Genomic DNA, 16,495 nt, shown 5'->3' with positions numbered 1-16,495 from the left:
ACCGACGCCGCGCGAGGTTGGAGTGCCCATGCGAAACAAACCGGAGATCATCGAGATGACCCTCAGGACAAGTTTGGCAATTGGCGCACTTTTGTTGGCGGTGACCGGTCCGGTGGCGGCCCAAGGGCAACAGGGGCAAGGTTCTGGGCAGGGGCTGCCACCGCCGCCCAGCGGCCAGGCGCTCGGCACCGCCAATCTTATCGGGCAGGACGGGAAGCCCCGTGGGACAGCCGCCTTCGTCGAGACGCCAGCCGGTACCCTGATCCAGGTCCGGCTGAACGGTATCCCGGTGGGTGTTCATGGCATCCACATCCATGAAACCGGACAATGCCAGGGACCGGATTTCAAATCCGCGGGCGGGCACTACAATCCCGGCGGCCAGGAGCATGGACTGCTGGCACACGCTCAAATCCACGCGGGCGACCTGCCGAACGTCTATGCTCATGACAACGGGGTGGTCTGGGCCGACATTCTGACGCCGCGTGTGACACTCGGCACCGGGCAGGACAGCCTGTTCTCGCAAAACGGCACTGCGATCGTGGTTCACGCCACCCCAGACGATTACGCCACGAATCCGGCGGGGGCGTCCGGGGACCGGATCGCCTGCGGTGTAATCGAGCGTACGACCCAGCCGAAATGATGGTGAAGCACATCGGCGCGGCTGGTCCGCGCGTCTCCTGATCCCCACAGGCATCATCCTCACGGAAAACCGCGCCGATGTCATTCGATCAGTTTCCGCTACTCGCCAACCTCGCGATCTTCGCCGTGAGCGCCGGGTTTGTCTGGGCTGCCGGAACGCGGCTGACCGCCTATGTCGACGGCATCGCGTCGCTCACCGGCATTGGGCAGGCTTTCGCCGGCATGCTGCTTCTGGGCGGCATCACCTCGCTGCCGGAGATCGCAACGGCGACAACCGCGTCTTGGACCGGCAACCCGTCTCTGGCCGTCAGCAATCTGCTCGGTAGCGCGGCCGCGAACATCCTTCTGCTCGCAATGGCCGACGCGATCATCGGTCGTGACGCTCTGACGTCGGTGGTCGCCGCTCCTGCAACGCTGTTTCAGGGAACACTCGGCATGATGTTGCTTGGCGGCGTGGCCGTGGTCGTGACGATCGGGGATGTCGCCGTCCTGGGGGTTGGGGTGGGGTCGACCTTGCTGATGGCTGGCTGCGTCGCGTCGCTCTGGCTTTCTTCCGGCTATGAACGGCGGCATGTCTGGACCGCGGTCGGGAAGGAGCAGGAAAAGGAAGAGGAAGGAGAAGAAGAGGGCGTAGAAGACGAAAAGCCCGGCCAGCCCCTTCGTTCACTGGTTCTCAAAACGGTGGCGGCTGGCGCGACGATCCTCGTGGCCGGCTTCTTCCTTTCCCAGACCGGTGACGCCATCGCGGCCCAGACCGGACTCGGGACAGGGTTGGTGGGGCTGGTGCTCGTCGCCTTCGCCACCTCGCTGCCCGAGCTGAGTTCCATAACCGCCGCCCTGCGCCTGCACCGCTATGAGATGGCGGTGGGCGACCTGTTCGGAACAAACCTCTTCAACATCGCATTGCTGTTCATCGCTGATCTTGCTTACGGCGGCGGACCCGTCCTGGCGGAAGGCGGTCGCTTCGAGGCGGTGGCGGCTTTGCTGGGTCTCCTCCTCACCGGCGTGTTCGTGCTCGGGCTGCTGGAGCGCAAGGATCGAACGGTGCTTCGGATGGGCTACGACTCCTTGGCGGCGCTGGCTTTCTACGCGGCGGGTCTGGCTGTGCTCTATCCGCTCGCACCCTGACGCTATCAGAACGCGGGCAGGATCGCGGAAATCCGGTGAACGGCGCCGTAGCATTCACCGCGGCGCTGGATAATTGTCAATCCATTCCAATCAGCTCATGCTTTGAAGAGCCGCTTGGCAGGCCTGCTCACAACGGCGACAGGATTCGGCGCATATACGGCAATGCTCGTGCATTGACGCGTGGCTGGCGCATTCGGTGCCGCAGAGGCGGCAAGCAGCCTCGCAAGCCTGGAGCGTGAGCCGGATCAGCTCCTCATTCGACCCGGTCCGGCGGGTTGCGATGGAGCCAGTGGCTGCGCAGATGTCGGCACAATCGAGATTGAGGCGAATGCATTGGCGAAGGTCTTTGACCATATCCTCGGCGAGACAGGCGTCCGCGCAGGAACTGCAGGCTTGAGCGCAGGAATAGCACTCTTCGATGCAGCGGATTTGTGCCTCGTTGATGCTGCCCTTCACATCCGGGTGCGTTCCGATCATTTCGCGAACCATCATAGCGATCATGCTCCTTTTTCATTCGGATTCTGGGATTTGGCTGCGGAGCCGCGGACAGCAGCCTCCAGTTTTCCAACGCCTGGAGAGCCGCGTCATCACGCGACTTCCCTTAATCCCAGCAGGCTGCACAGGGTTTGGCGCAGCTGTGCGTGGAAGGAGTGCGGCCGACCCACCCCCTCCCATGACATTGCCTGGCAGGGCAGGTGGTAGGAAGCGAGAGGCATCGTAGTTCAAGCTCACCTCGCTGACCGTCGCCAGGAAGGAGAGCTCGACCAATCCGGCGATGACGTTAGCGAACTTGGAAGGTTTTGAAATGAGCCTGATCGCAGGCGGGCATGGAGATCTCCGGCCAATGTGGATTGCCTATCAATCCTCATGAGACGCATTCGGTATGCGCAAGAACATGGCGGAGGCGGATGGGAATCGAACCCACCGTTCGCTTTCGGCGAACCGCTGGTTTTGAAGACCAGGAGGGCCACCAGACCCTTATCGCCTCCGCAGTTCTCTGGATGTCCGCGCGGTGTCTCCGCCCCCAGCCGCCGGCGGCAGCGGCATGGATGCGGCCACGCGCCGATCGCCCTTGCGTTGGGTAACGCCGAGCCTGTCCATATGCTCCATCAACGGCACGCTGAATTTTCGGGTGGTGCCGAGCAGGCGGCCGAGGTCGCTCAGGCTCAGGCCGTCCGGCTGTTCGGCCAAGGCCGCCCGGACGCGCATGACGGCGTCTGCAACGGCGTCGCGATGAAAGGTGATCTCGCGCTTTTGCACATGGTCCAGCGCGCGCACCAGCACGCCGGTGCGTGCCAAGTAATGCAGCGCCTTGTGCCGCCGCGTGTCGTGCCCGGCAACCGCACTGACGTCCGGCGGGGATAGGGAGCCCTCCCGGAATGCCGCCTCGACCGCCGAGAGGACGTCGCGGTCGGCCGTGGACAGCAGGGAGGCGGCATCGAGGTCGCGCCGCCGCAACACGCCGCCGTCCCGAACGAGTGCGCCTTCCTCGATCAGGCGGGCCGTCAGGGCCTCGAACAGTTCGGCTGTCAGAGTCGGCGGCAGCATCGCCCTCAGGCGTTCGGCCGGCATGCCGCGCTCAGTCGGAGAGGCGCGTTGAAAATCCCGGATGGTCCGCAACAGGATCTCGCGCAACTCACGGAAGACCGGTGCCCCCAGCAGGACACCCTGTGGCAGCTGCTCCGCGCCCAATCCGGTTGCGTCCAGCCGTTCCGGTGGCACGCCTAGAAGCCGTGCCACGTCCTCCAGCCGCAGTCCTGCATGCGCCGCAGAGGCGAGGCGGAGGGCGACGGCCTCCTCGGCGCGCCCGTCGGAGAGTGCCTGGATGCCACGGATCACGGCCTCGTCGAAACGGCGTCGCCGTGTCGACGCCGGATCGGCGATACGCCCGCCTCCGATGGTCCGGGCGGGTGATCCGAGCCGCAGGATGAAGGGTTCGCCCGCCGGCACTGCCACGGGGTCGGTGCAATGGAGCTGTGCCGGCGCCGACTGTCCGGGTTCCAAAAGGTCGCGGTCGAGCAGGCGGACACGGGCAGGGATGTCCGTGGTGCCGAACAGAAACTGGACTTTTGTCCCGTTCTCCAACGCGCGCGGGGCGCCTTTCAGCAGCGAGAGACCGGCGTCCAGCCAGTGGGACGGGGCGAGCAGTCCCGGTGTGGCGAGGGCACAGCCGCGCCCGAGATCGGCCAGTTCGACAGCGCGCAGGTTCACCGCGACGCGGGAGCCCGGCTGCGCCATCTCGACCGGCTTGCCATGCGCATGGAGCCCACGGACCAGGGCCGTTCCGCCGCTTGGCCAGAGCGCCACCGTGTCGCCCGCCCGCAACCGGCCGAGCCGCAGCGTGCCGGTAACCACCGGGCCAAAGCCGGGCACGGCGAAGGCACGGTCCGCAGGCATGTAGAAAACACCCCGGTCCTGCCGTTCTGGCCCGGCGGCGAGCAGCCCTCCCAGCGCGGACGCCAGCTTGTCCATTCCACGCCCCGTCGCCGTCGAGGTGAAGACGAGCGGTGCGCCGGCCAATGCCGTTCCGTCCAGCAGCCGCCGGACATCCGAAGCGGTCCGTAGCGCTTCCTCCTCGGCAACGAGATCGCACCTGCTGACCGCCACCACTCCACGGGTCACGCCGACCAGACGTGCGATGTCCAGATGTTCAATGGTCTGGGGTTTGACGCCTTCCCTGGCATCGACGACCAGCAGCACCGCATCAATGCCGGTGGCGCCGGCGATCATCGTCCGGACGAAGCGTTCATGCCCCGGCATGTCGACGAAGGCAAGGGTGCCTCCCGTCTCCTCGCGGTGCGCGAAGCCTAGGTTGATCGATATTCCGCGGCGCTTTTCCTCGGCCAGCCGGTCGGTGTCGATGCCGGTGAGCGCGCCGACCAGCGCGGTCTTGCCGTGATCCACATGGCCTATGACGCCGACGACGACCGTGGTCATGCTAGAACCGCTCGGCAGGCCGCGGCGACTTCGTGAACCTCCGCATCGCTCACCGTGCGCAGGTCGAGGAGGAGTTGGCCGTCCTTTATTCGCCCGACCACGGCGGGCCGGTGAAGACGCAGGCGCCGCGTCAGCTCTTCCGCCTCCAGGAACGGCGTATGCAGGGCGACGAGGCGGGTGGGGATCGCGGCTTCCGGCAGTGCACCACCGCCCGCGAAGCCGGTCGCCTCCCGCACCTCCGCCGTTACCCCCGGTAGGCCGGCAAGCTCGGCGCGGAGGCTCTCGGCACGCCGCTCCAGCGCCTCTAGGGGCGCGCTCAGCATGGCGAGGACAGGAATCCGGCCTGCGGCAAGTTCGGGTGACCGGTAGAGTTTCAGCGTCGCCTCGAGCGCGCCGAGGGTCATCTTGTCCAACCGAAGCGCGCGCAGAAGCGGGTGCGCCTTCAGACGGGCGATCAGAGCCGCCCGGCCAAGGATCAATCCGGCCTGCGGACCGCCTAGCAGCTTGTCGCCGCTGCAGGTGACGAGATCGATGCCGGCGGCTAGGCTTTCCCGTACGGTCGGTTCCGCTGGCAGGCCGAGCGGGCGCAGGTCGATCAGGCTGCCGCTTCCGAGATCCTCCATCGCGACCAGCCCGCATTCGCGGGCGAGCAGCGCCAGTTCGGACCGCTCCGGGGCGGCGGTGAAGCCTTGTATCCGGTAATTGCTGGGATGGACCTTGAGCAGGATACGGGTGTCCGGCCCGATGGCGCGCTCATAGTCGCCGATGCGGGTCTTGTTGGTCGTGCCGACTTCGATCAGCCGCGCACCGCTTTGGGCGATGACCTCGGGCACCCGGAAAGAGCCGCCGATCTCCACCAGCTCGCCTCGCGACACCACGGCCTCCCCCGGAACGGCCAGCGCCGCAAGTGCAAGCAGGACGGCGGCGGCGTTGTTGTTGACCACCAGCGCCGCCTCGGCGCCGGTCAGCTCGCACAGCAGCCCGAGGACGCCTTGGTAGCGCGAGCCGCGCTGGCCCGTCTCCAGGTCGTATTCGAGATTCATGTAGTTGGCCGCCGCCTCGGCGGCTGCGGCCACAGCTTCAGGGGCAAGGGGAGCACGGCCAAGATTGGTGTGCAGGACGATGCCGGTGGCGTTGATCACGCGCCGCAGTCGGGGTGCGGCCTCCCGCTCCAACTTTTCGGCCAGCTGGGCGAGGATGGCGCCGGGGCTCGCGTCGAGGTGAGCGGACGGGGTTTCCCGCAGAATGGCCCGCATTTCTTTAAGGTGCCGGCGGACGGCGGAAAGCACCTGCGTCCGGCCATAGGCCGCAACCAGGGAGGCCGCCTCGGTGCTTTCCAGCAGCCGTTGCACCTGCGGCAAGGATCGTAGGGGTGTGGCGTCGGGGCAGGCCATGTCCCGCAAATCGGTCTCCTCGCTGCGCCTGGGGTCCTGTTCTTCCGGTAACACGAGTTCTTTTGGTACCACGGGTGAGGCTGGGCTGAAGCAGGCGCGGTCGCACTACTCCGGCGGGGCGTTCGGCCCGAACCTATCCTCAGCTCTCCGCTGCTTTCCGGCGGTGAGCATTTTTCTGACTTTCCGGCCGTTCCGGCGGATTGTGCGGAGGCTTTTTCGTCGTGATTTCCTGCCGCCAGCCGGCCTTGTGCCCAAAGAAGCGGGTCAAAGGCGCGCCGCTCATCCCATGGGCCAGCACGGAACCGCAGATCGCCAAGCTGACCACATCCCAGATCACAGGGCTCCCCAGCTTGTGCTCCATCATCGACGCGTAATAGATCGCCGCGACGGCAATAGGTCCGAACCAGCCCACGAACAGCGCGTCCGGCGTGGTACGGATACCGGGAAGCAGCGGGCGCAGAAGCAGAAGCACGGGAGGGCGCCGCAGTAGAAGCAAGGCGGCGACCAGGAGTATGCCCTTCCACCCCAAGGCGTGCCATTTCGCCCAAGGGAGGGCCGCACCCAGGAGAATGAAAATGGGGATGGCGAAGAAGCGGTTCACGGCTTCCTGGCCCCTCTCCTCGTTCTTGCGGTCGGAGGCGCTTACCACTTGGGCGAAGATGGATGCTGCCGCGAAGACCACCAGCACCTCGTCGCTGCCGATCAGCCTTCCCGCCCCGACGGCGAACAACGCGAGCGCCGCCGTATAAATCAGCCGCCAATCGTCTTGGATCGCGTCATGCCGCTCGGAGATCAGCAGAAGCTTTCCCAGCGTATAGCCGATAACCAGGCCGAAGAGCGTGGCCATCCCAACCTCCCACAGGAGCGTATGCAACATCCAATGGGACAGGGCGTCGCCCGTCGCCATCGTGAGCATCAGGAACGCCAAGTAGACGAAGAGATAGCTGACGCCGTCGTTCGCACCGGAGTCGAAAGAGATTGCGTGGCGGATCCGCTCCGGGATGTTCTTTTCCGCCGCGTCTCCGGCAACGATGGGGCTTGCCGCCACCGGATCCGTGGGGGTGAGAATGGCCCCAATCAGCGCGGCAAGCCAGAAGGGGAGGTCCAGGATCAGGTAGACCAGCATGGTGCTGACGGCCCACATCAGCGGCATGCCCAACCCGATCAGGACGAGCATCTCCCGCCAGTTTCGTCTTGGGTAGCTCCGGGGGATGCGAAGCGCCACGCCGACAAGCCCGATCCCGATCGTCAGCCGCGCCGCCTTCTCCAGGATCGATGATTCCTGGCCCAGTTTCTTCAGATCGATCAGGCCAAACATTTCCGGCCCGAGTACGACACCGACGGCCAGCGCAACCAACGTCGGCGGGAAGGGGCTTCCTGCCAGCCACTTCGACCCCAGGCCAAGACAAAGGATCACCCCTCCGAGGGCAGCAACGAGAGCGTTGAATTCATTCATAAATAAACCCTGTTTGAACCACAGGAATCGTTTTTCTCAAGGCGGCAACAGGAAGAATGTGAGATCACCGCCCTCTGGGCTGGTCCGAATTGCCGGCGCTTCCGTAGCGCTTCGGCGAAAGACGGATGCCATGCAGTCGGCGGCGTTTCCCTCACCTTGCGCCAGCGATCACCGCACCGGCCCATGCGCTCGCCTTTCAAGCTAATTAGCCGTCTCCAGCAGTCCGCGCATGAGATCCCGCGCGGTCCGGACGCGCTCCATGTGAATTCCGACGACCGGGTATTCGCCACCGAACGCGATGCTGAGGGTAGTGTTGACGCAGTCAAGCCTGCGCTGAGATTCTCCGCCGGCTCGTCCGGAGCGCAGCTCTTCGGCGAGCCCGTCCCGCATGCGTACGAGACAGCGGATGACTTCGACCATGTCTTCGTAGACCGCAGGCGCATCGCGCTTACCGGGATTGTCCTCGGCCAGCCGTTCCAGGATCTCGAAGGCCTTGCGGCAGTGATTACCGATGTCATTGCGCTCCGGACGCATGGGCTCAACGCTCCAACGAGGTCGCCACACGAGTGGCGGCGGGGGTATAAGGCCGCTCGCCATGGTGGGCGATGCGCTCGCGCTCCCCGGTACTGGCAACGCGGGGCGGCTGTCGGTCCGGCGGCTCGGGCCGGGTAAGGCGGAAATAATTTTCCGGGATGCCGGCGCTCTCGTTCCCGCCCTTGAGGATCGCGTGGCGCAATGCCAAGCCGCCGGCGAGGGCGGCGAGCGAGCCAAGAACCGACAGGGTTCGTGACGGCTTCCGGACTACCTGATTCAAGCCATGGCAGAGGATCGGGATCGCGGCACCCATGGCCAACGCACCGACCTTGTCGAGAGCCCGGAGTTCCGGCTTCTCGAGGGCGTCGGCCACACCCTTGCGGCGGTAGGCGCGGTCCGCTTGAAGCCCGGCGGCCATTTCGACAGCGCAAGCGGCCAGCGCCACGCGGTCGAGCGTCCGTGCGGTGTCCTGCCGCTGGCCGGCCTGCTCCACGACCGACAGGGCGGAAGCGGCCGCGGCCATGGACGAGGCGGCGAAGCGGACTCCAAGCAAACGCGGTTCGGCGGCCCACAGCGGCGTGCTGGTCGCGGAGAGAAGCGCCGCGGTGTAGACGCTCATGCCAGCCCCGGCGACCGCGGCCGGCACCTGCGCCGCCTTGGCGACGCGCTTCATGCCGAGCAGATCGGCGCCGAGTGCGATTGCGCTGAAACCGGCGAACCCCGACAGGATGTAGGTGCCGATCGACATGGGGGAGGTCGACCGGTAGATCCGAAGCATATTGTACCAGCGATCCGGCGTGTGGAGGTCGGCGATCAACAGGACGCCGCCGACCGCGCTTCCTCCGACCGCGATCCAGCGGCCGGTGCGTGTCATGCCTCCTGCCTGCGGACCGCCGGCGAGGTCTCCCAGCGTCGCCAGGATCTGGGCCGAACCCGCGAGCCCTCCCACGAAAATGTAGGAGCTTACCTTCCAGTCGAAGGGGCTCGCCTTGACCGCAGGGCGGCCGTAATAGGTCTCGCCCATGTAAGGAGCCGCAGCCGAAGGAGGCAAGCTCGTGCCCGCGAAATTCCCGGACATCAGCGGATCTCCCCATTCCGGCCGGGGCCGGTCGGCCCGGCCTTTGCGAGCGCGAAGACGGCTGCCGCGGTGAGCGCCAGCCCGGCCATAGTGACCAGCCCGGCGGTCAGGGCCGGCTCCACCCGGTTCGCGGCGCGCGTCGGAGCGGTCGGCAGATTGTACACTTCCGGCCGATCGGTCAGCAGGAAGAAGGCGTTGAGATGGCCGAGCCCGCCGGTCGCGCCGGGCGTGTCCGGCGCGCCGTAGAGATAGGCGTTCCTGGCCCCCTTGGCGTGCAGATCCACGACCCGGGCCTTGGCGCGCTCCACAAGGTCGGGGACCTCGCCGAACTGGATGCTGTCGGTGGGGCAGGACTTCGCGCAGGCCGGTTCCAGACCGCCTTTCAGCCGATCGTAGCAGAGCGTGCATTTGTGCGCCTTACCGTCATCCGGGCTGAGGTCGACGACGCCGAACGGGCAGGCGGGCACGCAATAACCGCAACCGTTGCAGATGTCCGGCTGGACGACGACGGTGTCGAACTCCGTCCGGAACAGGGCTCCGGTGGGGCAGGCCTCGAGGCAGGGTGCGTTGTGGCAATGCTTGCACACGTCGCTCATCATCAGCCAGTTCGACTGGAAGGGCTGCATCTCCGTGACGCGTGTTCCTTCATCGCCGCTGATCTTCTCGACGAAGGCGACATGGCGCCACGTGTTGGCGGAAAGCGAACCGGTGTTGTCGTAGCTCGTGCCCTTGAGGCCGAGGTCGTCGGCTGGCAGCGCGTTCCATTCCTTGCAGGCGACCTCGCAGGCCTTGCATCCGATGCAGAGGGTAGTGTCGGTAAAGAAGCCGTAGCTTTTTCCCGGTTCGATCCTGACGCCGGCCGTCAGTTCGGCTTCCTGCGGGATCACGCCCGGCAGGAAGGAGTCGGCATAGTCCAGGGCGCGCGCGGGAACCCCCATGGGTTCAGTCTCCTTGTGCTGGGCGGTTGAGGCGGCCCTTGCGCAGGCCACAGGTGAGAGCCTTGTTCTCGTGCATGCTGGTGTTCGGATCGCCGACGATGGCGGTCAGGACATTGGCGATGTCGCCCGTGGCATAGCCCCTCCAGCCGAAATGCCAGGGCAGGCCGATCTGGAAGACGCTCTGGCCATTGAGCTGGAAGGGCTGAAGCCGCTCCGTGACGATCGCCTTCGTCTCGATGTCTCCGCGTGGCGTGGAAAGAACCACCCAGTCGAGCGTCCGGATGCCGAGTTCCCCCGCAAGTTCGGGCGGGATCTCGCAGAAACCTTCCGGCTGCAACTCGGCGGTGGTCGCAACGGAGCGGGTCGGCGTGCCTCCCGAATGGTGCTCGGTCAGCCTGTAGGTCGTCAACGCGTGGGGATAGCGCGGGTCGCCCGGCGCGTGGAGCGGGTTGTCGGACCTTTGCCAGATCTTGACGGCAGGGTTGTGCTGCTGCCCGTAAAGGGGATTCCGGACCGGAGATTCCACAGGCTCGTAATGGGTCGGCAACGGCCCGTCCTTCAGGCCGGAGGGCACATAAAGCGCACCCCGGCCGTCGGCGATCATGATGAAAGGATCGTCCCCGCCGAGCGCGTCCATGCCGCTCGGCTCCTGCGACCACTCCGGCCGGTAATCGGGAGGCTTCTCTTGGGAGAAATCGACGTTGTCCTTGCCCTCCCAGTGTCCCTTTTCGGCGTTCCACCAAACGAGCGTCTTCTTTTCCGACCAGGGCTTGCCCTGAAGATCGGCCGAAGCACGGTTGTAGAGCGTGCGGCGGTTGGCCGGCCAAGCGAATCCCCAGCCGAGATGAGTGCCGGGTCCGTCCGGCCCGTCGGGCCTGCGCGAGCGCGCCTGGTTGTGGCCTTCTTCCGGAAAGACGCCGCAGTAGATCCAGCAGCCGCAGGCCGTCGAACCATCGTCCTGGAGATACTTCGGATCGGAGATCTGCTTTCCGTCGGCTACCGTGTAGCCGTTGATTTCCTTCAGGACAGCCTCGACGTCCGGATCCTCCTTTTCACCCTTCACAGGATAGTTCCAGGTCAGAGAGCGGATCGGCTTGTCCTTGGGATCGGCGCTATCCTGGTACAGTTCCTTCAGCCGGCGGCCGAGATGGTGGATGAACCACAGTTCCGACCGGCTGTCGCCGGGACCGTCCACGACCTTGTCATGCCATTGCACGAGCCGATGAGTGTTGGTGAAGGTGCCCGCCTTTTCCCCGGCCAGAGAGCCAGGCATCAGGAATACCTCCGTCTTGATGTTCTGCGGCGTGAGTTCACCGTCGCGCACCGGCCGTCCCTTGTGCCAGAACGAAGCGGTTTCGGTTTCCGTGAAGTCACGGACGACCATCCAATCGAGGTTCGCGAGCGAGCGCTGAACCAGAGCGGAGTTGCTGGCACCCACCGCCGGATTCTGGCCCAGAAGGAATAGGCCCTTCACCAGGCCGTCGCGGATGGCGAGCGTGAGCGGCTGCTGAGAATGGTCACCGACGATTTTCGGGAGGAAATCATATCCCCAGTCGTTCTCCTTGACGGCGTTGTCGCCGTACCAGGCCTTCATCAGGCTGATCATGTATTTGGGGAAGTTGCTCCACCAGCCGGTCGGCGTTTCCTCGACGCCAAAAAAATCCTTCAGCGTGCCATGCGGTTTAAAGGCGTGCGGCTGCGGCAGGTATCCCGGCAGCATGTTGTAGAGCGTCGGGATGTCGGTCGAGCCCTGAATGCTCGAGTGACCGCGCAAGGCCAGGATGCCGCCACCCGGCCGGCCGATGTTGCCGAGCAGAAGCTGGATGATGGCCGCGGCGCGGATCATTTGCACGCCGGTGGAATGGTGCGTCCAACCGACCGCGTAACAGATCGCCGCGGTCTTGTCCGGCCCCGAGGCACGGACCAGCGCATCCGCCACCTTCAGGAAGGTCTCCTTCGGGCAGCCGGTCGTCCGCTCCACCATCTCCGGCGTGTAGGCGGCGTAGTGGCGTTTCAGGATCTGGTAGACGCAGTTCGGATGCTGCAGCGTCAGGTCTTTCGGAGTCGGTCCTTTCTTCAGACGTTTCGTGCAGTCACTGAAGCTTTCCGTCGTGTTCACGAAATGCTCGGCTAGGGAAGCCGGAACATGCATGTCCTTGTACTGCCAGCTTTCGTACTGATAGGTCTGCTTCTCCTCATTCCAGCCTGAGAACAATCCGTCGAGTTCGCTCGTGTCCTGGAAACGCTCGTCGATGATGGTGGATATGTTCGTGTAGCCGAGGACGTAGTTCTTGAACCACAGATCGTTCTCCAGGATGTGGCGGATGATCCCGCCCAGAAAAGCGATGTCCGAGCCCGCGCGCAGGGGCGCGTGCATGTCCGAAAGCGCCGATGTCCGCGTGAAGCGCGGATCGGCGTGAATGATGGTCGCACCCTTCTCCTTCGCCTGCAGCACGAAGCGGAAGGCGATCGGATGGTTCTCCGCCATGTTGGAGCCCATCACGAGGATGGCGTCCGCGTTGGCGAGGTCCCATTGGGGCATGGTGGCCGCCCCACGGCCGTAGGAGGCACCCAGACTGGGCACCGAGGAGGAGTGTCAAACTCTCGCCTGGTTCTCGATCCAGACCATCCCGAGCCCGCCGCTGAAGAGCTTCTTGATGGCGTAGTTCTCTTCGTTGTCGAGCGTGGCGCCGCCGAGCGAGGCGATCGCCAGCGTGTGGTTGACGGGCATGCCGTTGGGCAGGGTCCTGACGAAGGTCTCGTCACGCGTCCGTTTGGTGAGCTGGGCGATGCGGTCCATCGCCCAATCAAGCGGCTTCGGCTCCCAGCGGTCGGAGTAGGGTGCACGGTAAAGCACTTGGCTCATCCGCTGGTCGCTGGTCAGCCAGCCGAAGGTCGCGGCGCCTTTGGGGCAGAGCGTGCCCTGGTTGATGGGGCTTCTGGGATCGCCCTCCACATGGATGACGCGCCCGTTCTTCGCATAGACGAGCTGGGCACAGCCCACTGCGCAGTAGGGGCAGATGTTGGTGCCGACCGTGTCCGCCTCCTCCAGCCGCGGACGGAGCTGGGTCGAGTAACGGCTCTTCGCGGCTTCGGCATAGGCGCTCTGCCCGGCGGCCTGACGCGGCAACGACCACTCCCGCACGAAGTTCAAGGCGCGGCTGGCGAAGGTGCGGCGGCGGATCGTCTTCATCGGCGTGTCCTTGCGGTGTGGGCGGATATGTGCGGGGAGGGGGCGTAATCCGGGGATCGCGGCCTTCCGGCATATTCAATGCCGTGGACAATCCCGGCGATGAGAGCCGGCGTGTCCTCGTACCGGATGGCGACGCGTGCCTGGGTCCTGGCGAGAGGCTGCAGGTCCTGCGGCTCGATGGGCGCGTCATGGGCAAGGACGAACAGCTTCGTGATGCCCGCGTCGTCCACGAGCTTGAAGCGGCTCTCCTGCGCCAGGATGATCACCCCTTCCACGCTTCTCAAGGATCCCCTCCATCGGGACTGCGGACGCATTGGTTCTTCCGGGATAACTGCGCGCAATGGATGGGGTTCCTCATTCTGGTGGACGAAAACCCAATTGCCGCGTTCCGTCGCCGGCCGAGGCTTCCTCACCCGTCGGCCGCGCGAGCGAAACGGCGTTTCCGGAGAGGCGGACCCGGAGCTCTGGGCCCATTTCGGACATGACGCCACCGATCACGGTCGCTTCGCTGTATCCCGCCATCCGTAAGGCCGTGACGCAGGCCTCGGCGCAATCGGCCGGCACGCCCGCCAGGAGGCCTCCAGCCGTCTGGGGGTCGAAGAGCAGGCCGAAGGCGGGGTGGCTCTCCAGTGCCGTCAACCCGGCCGGGTCCGCGTGGTCGAGGCTGCGCGCGGCTTTCGCGTTGGCCGGGTGCAGCGTGCTCGTCACGCCCGCGTGCAAGGTTTCGAGCGCGCCCTCCAGGGCGGGCAGCGCGTCCAACTCCAACCACGCGCCGGGCAAGGCGGCGGAGTCCCCCGGGCCGGGGCCGGAGGCAGCCAGCATCTCCAGCAGATGGCCAAGCAGCCCGAAGCCCGTGACGTCCGTGCAGGCGGTGGCGCCATGGCGGCTGAGGAGGGCGGCGGCCGGGCCGGGCGGCGTCTGCATTGCCTTGACCGCGCCGGTGATCCAGCGCGCCTTGGCCCGGGCGCGCATGGCGGCCGCCAGGAGCGTGCCGGTGCCGAGGGGTTTGGTCAGGATCAGCCGGTCACCGGGCCGAAGGCCGCCTTTGCGCAGAATGCGTGCCGGCGACACCGCGCCGGTGAGGGAGAATCCAACCGCCAGCTCGCCGCCTTCGGCGCTGTGGCCGCCGACGAGCCGGGCGCCGGCGGCCTCCAGCACCTCCTGTCCTCCGCGCAGGAGCTGGTACAGCTCGTCCTCCACGACCGGGTCCGCTCCCGGCGGAACGCAGGCGATGGCGAGCGCGGCCAGGGGCTCCGCTCCCATGGCCGCGATATCGCCCAGCGCGTGGTTGGCAGCCACGCGGCCGAGGAGATAGGGATCGTCGAGGAATGAGCGGAAGAAATCGATGGTCTGCACCAGAAGCCGACCGTCCGTCGGCGGCTCGACGATGGCTGCATCGTCATGAGTGGAGTTCGGTGCCGTCCCGAGCCGCGCCAGCACGCGGGCCAGCGGCCCGGCCGGCACCTTGGCGCCGCAGCCGCCGCAACGCATTGCCTCGATGGTCTGGGCCTCCATTGCTTGGCGCGCCCCGTCCTTTCCGGCGAAGGGCACCGTCGCGCCGGGCATGCCCCGCGGCAGAAGCGGCAGATCCCCGAAGCGACGCATGAAGCGCCGGTCGATGCGGTCCTTCCATCTCCAGACCCAGTGTCCCTCCGTATGGAGGCCCCCGCGCGCCGCGACCGCCCGCTGGTCTCCCATGGCGATGATGCTGAGAAAGCGTCTTTGCGGCACGAAAGGTCGAGGCTGCTCGCCCGCGAGCGCGCGGCGCAGGTTGGCCGTAAGCGCGGGTCCCTGGCGCACGGCGAAGACGCCGGCCTTCTCGCGTGGATGAGGCAGCACCGAGGCAACATCACCTGCCGCGAAAACCAGCGGATCGCTGACGGACCGCAGGGAGGCGTCGACCGCCACGAAGCCCGCGGGATCCAGCACCAACCCGGATTCGCGCAGCCATGGCGCAGCCGACGCCTCGGTCGTCCACAGCGCCTCGTCGAAATCGATGCGACTTCCGTCGGCGCAGAGAAGCCGGCCGGCCTCGGCGGCAACCACCTCGGTGCCCTCATGCAGCGCGATGCCGCGTTCAGCGAGAAGGCGGCGGAAGACAGCGCGCACACGGCTGCCGAAGCGTGGCAGCAGTTCCCCTCGGGTGACCAGCGCAAATCGCTGCCGCGGGCCGTCCCGCAGCCGGTGATACATTGCAAGAACCAGCTCGACTCCCGCAGCCCCGCCGCCGACCACGGCAAGATCAAGCGGCCGTCCGGCCGTGCGAACCCGCTTAAGGAGCTGTTCCCACTGCTCGGCGAGGCGGTCGACCGGTTTCACCGGCGTGGTGAAATCCGCAGCGCCCGGAACCGTGCCGCTGCCCGGTGTGGAGCCGATGTCCAGTGACAGGAGGTCATACCGGATCGACGGCCGCTCGAGCAGCCGTACGCGGCGTTCCGCCCGGTCGATGCCAATGGCTTCGGCATGGAGCACCCGCGCGCCGGCGAAGCGAGCGAGGTTGCGCAGGTCGATGTGGCAGTCGTCATAACGGTAATGACCGGCGAGGAAGCCCGGCAGCATGCCGGAATAAGGCGTTTCCACATCCCGCGCCACCAAAGTCAGGCGCACCCCCGGAACCGGACGCATGCCGAAACTCTTCAGCACATGCACATGGGCATGCCCCCCGCCTATCAAGACCAGATCGCGTTCGATGAAGCCGGACTGCATGTCCTTACCATTCCATCCGAGAGGAAGAGTGAACACCTGCAGACGGCATACGCTCCGTCCGCTGAATGAACTTACACTTTTCCCGCAACGGTTGGCGCTGGATGCGGTTGAGGAAGCGTGTGGAGTTTGCCCCTTCCACGGGTTGGGTGGCTATCCCATTGCGTTCGGACTTCACAACGTCACGTGCATCGACGACGCGCTTTCTGGGACCGGCCGTGTGCTGAAGCCGGGTGGAAAGCTCTATTGCCTGGAGGTCAGCCACGTGGTCCTGCCGGTGCTGCGCGAGGTCTACGACCTCTATTCCTTCCAGATCCTACCCCGCATGGGCCGCATGGTCGCGGGCGACGAGGACCCCTACCGGTACCTGGCGGAAAGCATCCGCCGCTTCCCCGACCAGGCCTCCCTCGCCAAGCGGATCGAGGCGGCCGGCTTCGGCGCGGTGCGCGTGCGCAACCTGACGGGCGGGGTCGCCGCCATCCATTCCGGCTGGCG

General features: G+C 66.0%; 12 protein-coding genes, 1 tRNA gene and 1 pseudogene. 3 read left to right on the top strand and 11 right to left on the bottom strand.

Features of this window, described 5'->3' with window-relative positions; all coding sequences use genetic code 11:
• Window positions 1–28: 28 nt before the first annotated feature.
• Window positions 29–640 (top strand): superoxide dismutase family protein, encoded by a 612-nt coding sequence (locus tag JUB11_RS29510; protein WP_207462384.1) that lies wholly within the window; start codon window positions 29–31, stop codon window positions 638–640.
• A gap of 77 nt (window positions 641–717) precedes the next feature.
• Window positions 718–1,767 (top strand): sodium:calcium antiporter, encoded by a 1,050-nt coding sequence (locus tag JUB11_RS29505; protein WP_207462383.1) that lies wholly within the window; start codon window positions 718–720, stop codon window positions 1,765–1,767.
• A 90-nt stretch (window positions 1,768–1,857) separates the two neighbouring features.
• Here the strand turns inward: JUB11_RS29505 and JUB11_RS29500 are convergent, their stop codons facing one another.
• From JUB11_RS29500 to selD, 11 genes are all read right to left on the bottom strand, one after another.
• Window positions 1,858–2,259, bottom strand: a complete 402-nt coding sequence (locus JUB11_RS29500) for a four-helix bundle copper-binding protein (RefSeq protein WP_207462382.1) — start codon at window positions 2,257–2,259, stop codon at window positions 1,858–1,860.
• 404 nt (window positions 2,260–2,663) lie between these two features.
• Window positions 2,664–2,756 (bottom strand) — tRNA-Sec (locus JUB11_RS29495).
• On the bottom strand, window positions 2,746–4,704 hold the full coding sequence (selB, locus tag JUB11_RS29490; RefSeq protein ID WP_207462381.1) for a selenocysteine-specific translation elongation factor: 1,959 nt from the start codon (window positions 4,702–4,704) through the stop codon (window positions 2,746–2,748). Before selB ends, JUB11_RS29495 begins: the two co-directional genes overlap by 11 nt.
• Window positions 4,701–6,098 carry an L-seryl-tRNA(Sec) selenium transferase gene (gene selA / locus JUB11_RS29485; protein ID WP_207462380.1) on the bottom strand — a complete coding sequence of 466 codons (1,398 nt, stop codon included), beginning with the start codon at window positions 6,096–6,098 and terminating at the stop codon, window positions 4,701–4,703. The genes selB and selA overlap by 4 nt, the downstream gene beginning before the upstream one ends.
• Window positions 6,099–6,237: 139 nt before the next feature.
• Window positions 6,238–7,554, bottom strand: a complete 1,317-nt coding sequence (locus JUB11_RS29480; RefSeq protein ID WP_207462379.1) for a sodium:proton antiporter — start codon at window positions 7,552–7,554, stop codon at window positions 6,238–6,240.
• A gap of 201 nt (window positions 7,555–7,755) precedes the next feature.
• Window positions 7,756–8,088 carry a hypothetical protein gene (locus JUB11_RS29475; protein WP_207462378.1) on the bottom strand — a complete coding sequence of 111 codons (333 nt, stop codon included), beginning with the start codon at window positions 8,086–8,088 and terminating at the stop codon, window positions 7,756–7,758.
• 4 nt (window positions 8,089–8,092) lie between these two features.
• Window positions 8,093–9,166 carry an NrfD/PsrC family molybdoenzyme membrane anchor subunit gene (gene nrfD, locus JUB11_RS29470; protein WP_207462377.1) on the bottom strand — a complete coding sequence of 358 codons (1,074 nt, stop codon included), beginning with the start codon at window positions 9,164–9,166 and terminating at the stop codon, window positions 8,093–8,095.
• Complete coding sequence (locus JUB11_RS29465) at window positions 9,166–10,104, bottom strand: 4Fe-4S dicluster domain-containing protein (RefSeq protein WP_207462376.1); 939 nt, start codon at window positions 10,102–10,104, stop codon at window positions 9,166–9,168. The genes nrfD and JUB11_RS29465 overlap by 1 nt, the downstream gene beginning before the upstream one ends.
• 4 nt (window positions 10,105–10,108) lie before the next feature.
• The gene (gene fdh / locus JUB11_RS29460) at window positions 10,109–13,297 is read right to left on the bottom strand and encodes a formate dehydrogenase (protein WP_282189203.1); all 3,189 of its coding nucleotides are present in this window, start codon (window positions 13,295–13,297) and stop codon (window positions 10,109–10,111) included.
• On the bottom strand, window positions 13,294–13,581 hold the full coding sequence (locus tag JUB11_RS29450) for a hypothetical protein (protein ID WP_207462373.1): 288 nt from the start codon (window positions 13,579–13,581) through the stop codon (window positions 13,294–13,296). The genes fdh and JUB11_RS29450 overlap by 4 nt, the downstream gene beginning before the upstream one ends.
• A 70-nt stretch (window positions 13,582–13,651) precedes the next feature.
• A complete protein-coding gene (gene selD, locus JUB11_RS29445; protein WP_207462372.1) occupies window positions 13,652–16,003 on the bottom strand; it encodes a selenide, water dikinase SelD in 2,352 nt (783 codons plus the stop codon).
• Window positions 16,004–16,154: 151 nt separating this feature from the next.
• On the opposite strand from selD, the pseudogene JUB11_RS29440 reads away from it, so the two are divergent.
• A pseudogene (locus tag JUB11_RS29440) lies at window positions 16,155–16,495 on the top strand (class I SAM-dependent methyltransferase); the annotation flags it as partial.

The organism is Azospirillum sp. SYSU D00513 (genome assembly GCF_017356015.1).
In the GTDB taxonomy this organism is placed as follows: domain Bacteria; phylum Pseudomonadota; class Alphaproteobacteria; order Azospirillales; family Azospirillaceae; genus Azospirillum.
The sequence above is the reverse complement of the archived record's forward strand: the minus strand, read 5'-3'. Positions and strand labels throughout refer to the sequence as shown.

Excerpts from the sequence above, each read along its gene's own strand:
- JUB11_RS29510 (WP_207462384.1), top strand. The coding sequence starts at position 29 with ATGCGAAACAAACCGGAGATCATCGAGATGACCCTCAGGACAAGTTTG.
- JUB11_RS29505 (WP_207462383.1), top strand. The coding sequence starts at position 718 with ATGTCATTCGATCAGTTTCCGCTACTCGCCAACCTCGCGATCTTCGCC.
- JUB11_RS29500 (WP_207462382.1), bottom strand. The coding sequence starts at position 2,259 with ATGATGGTTCGCGAAATGATCGGAACGCACCCGGATGTGAAGGGCAGC.
- selB (WP_207462381.1), bottom strand. The coding sequence starts at position 4,704 with ATGACCACGGTCGTCGTCGGCGTCATAGGCCATGTGGATCACGGCAAG.
- selA (WP_207462380.1), bottom strand. The coding sequence starts at position 6,098 with ATGGCCTGCCCCGACGCCACACCCCTACGATCCTTGCCGCAGGTGCAA.
- JUB11_RS29480 (WP_207462379.1), bottom strand. The coding sequence starts at position 7,554 with ATGAATGAATTCAACGCTCTCGTTGCTGCCCTCGGAGGGGTGATCCTT.
- JUB11_RS29475 (WP_207462378.1), bottom strand. The coding sequence starts at position 8,088 with ATGCGTCCGGAGCGCAATGACATCGGTAATCACTGCCGCAAGGCCTTC.
- nrfD (WP_207462377.1), bottom strand. The coding sequence starts at position 9,166 with ATGTCCGGGAATTTCGCGGGCACGAGCTTGCCTCCTTCGGCTGCGGCT.
- JUB11_RS29465 (WP_207462376.1), bottom strand. The coding sequence starts at position 10,104 with ATGGGGGTTCCCGCGCGCGCCCTGGACTATGCCGACTCCTTCCTGCCG.
- selD (WP_207462372.1), bottom strand. The coding sequence starts at position 16,003 with ATGCAGTCCGGCTTCATCGAACGCGATCTGGTCTTGATAGGCGGGGGG.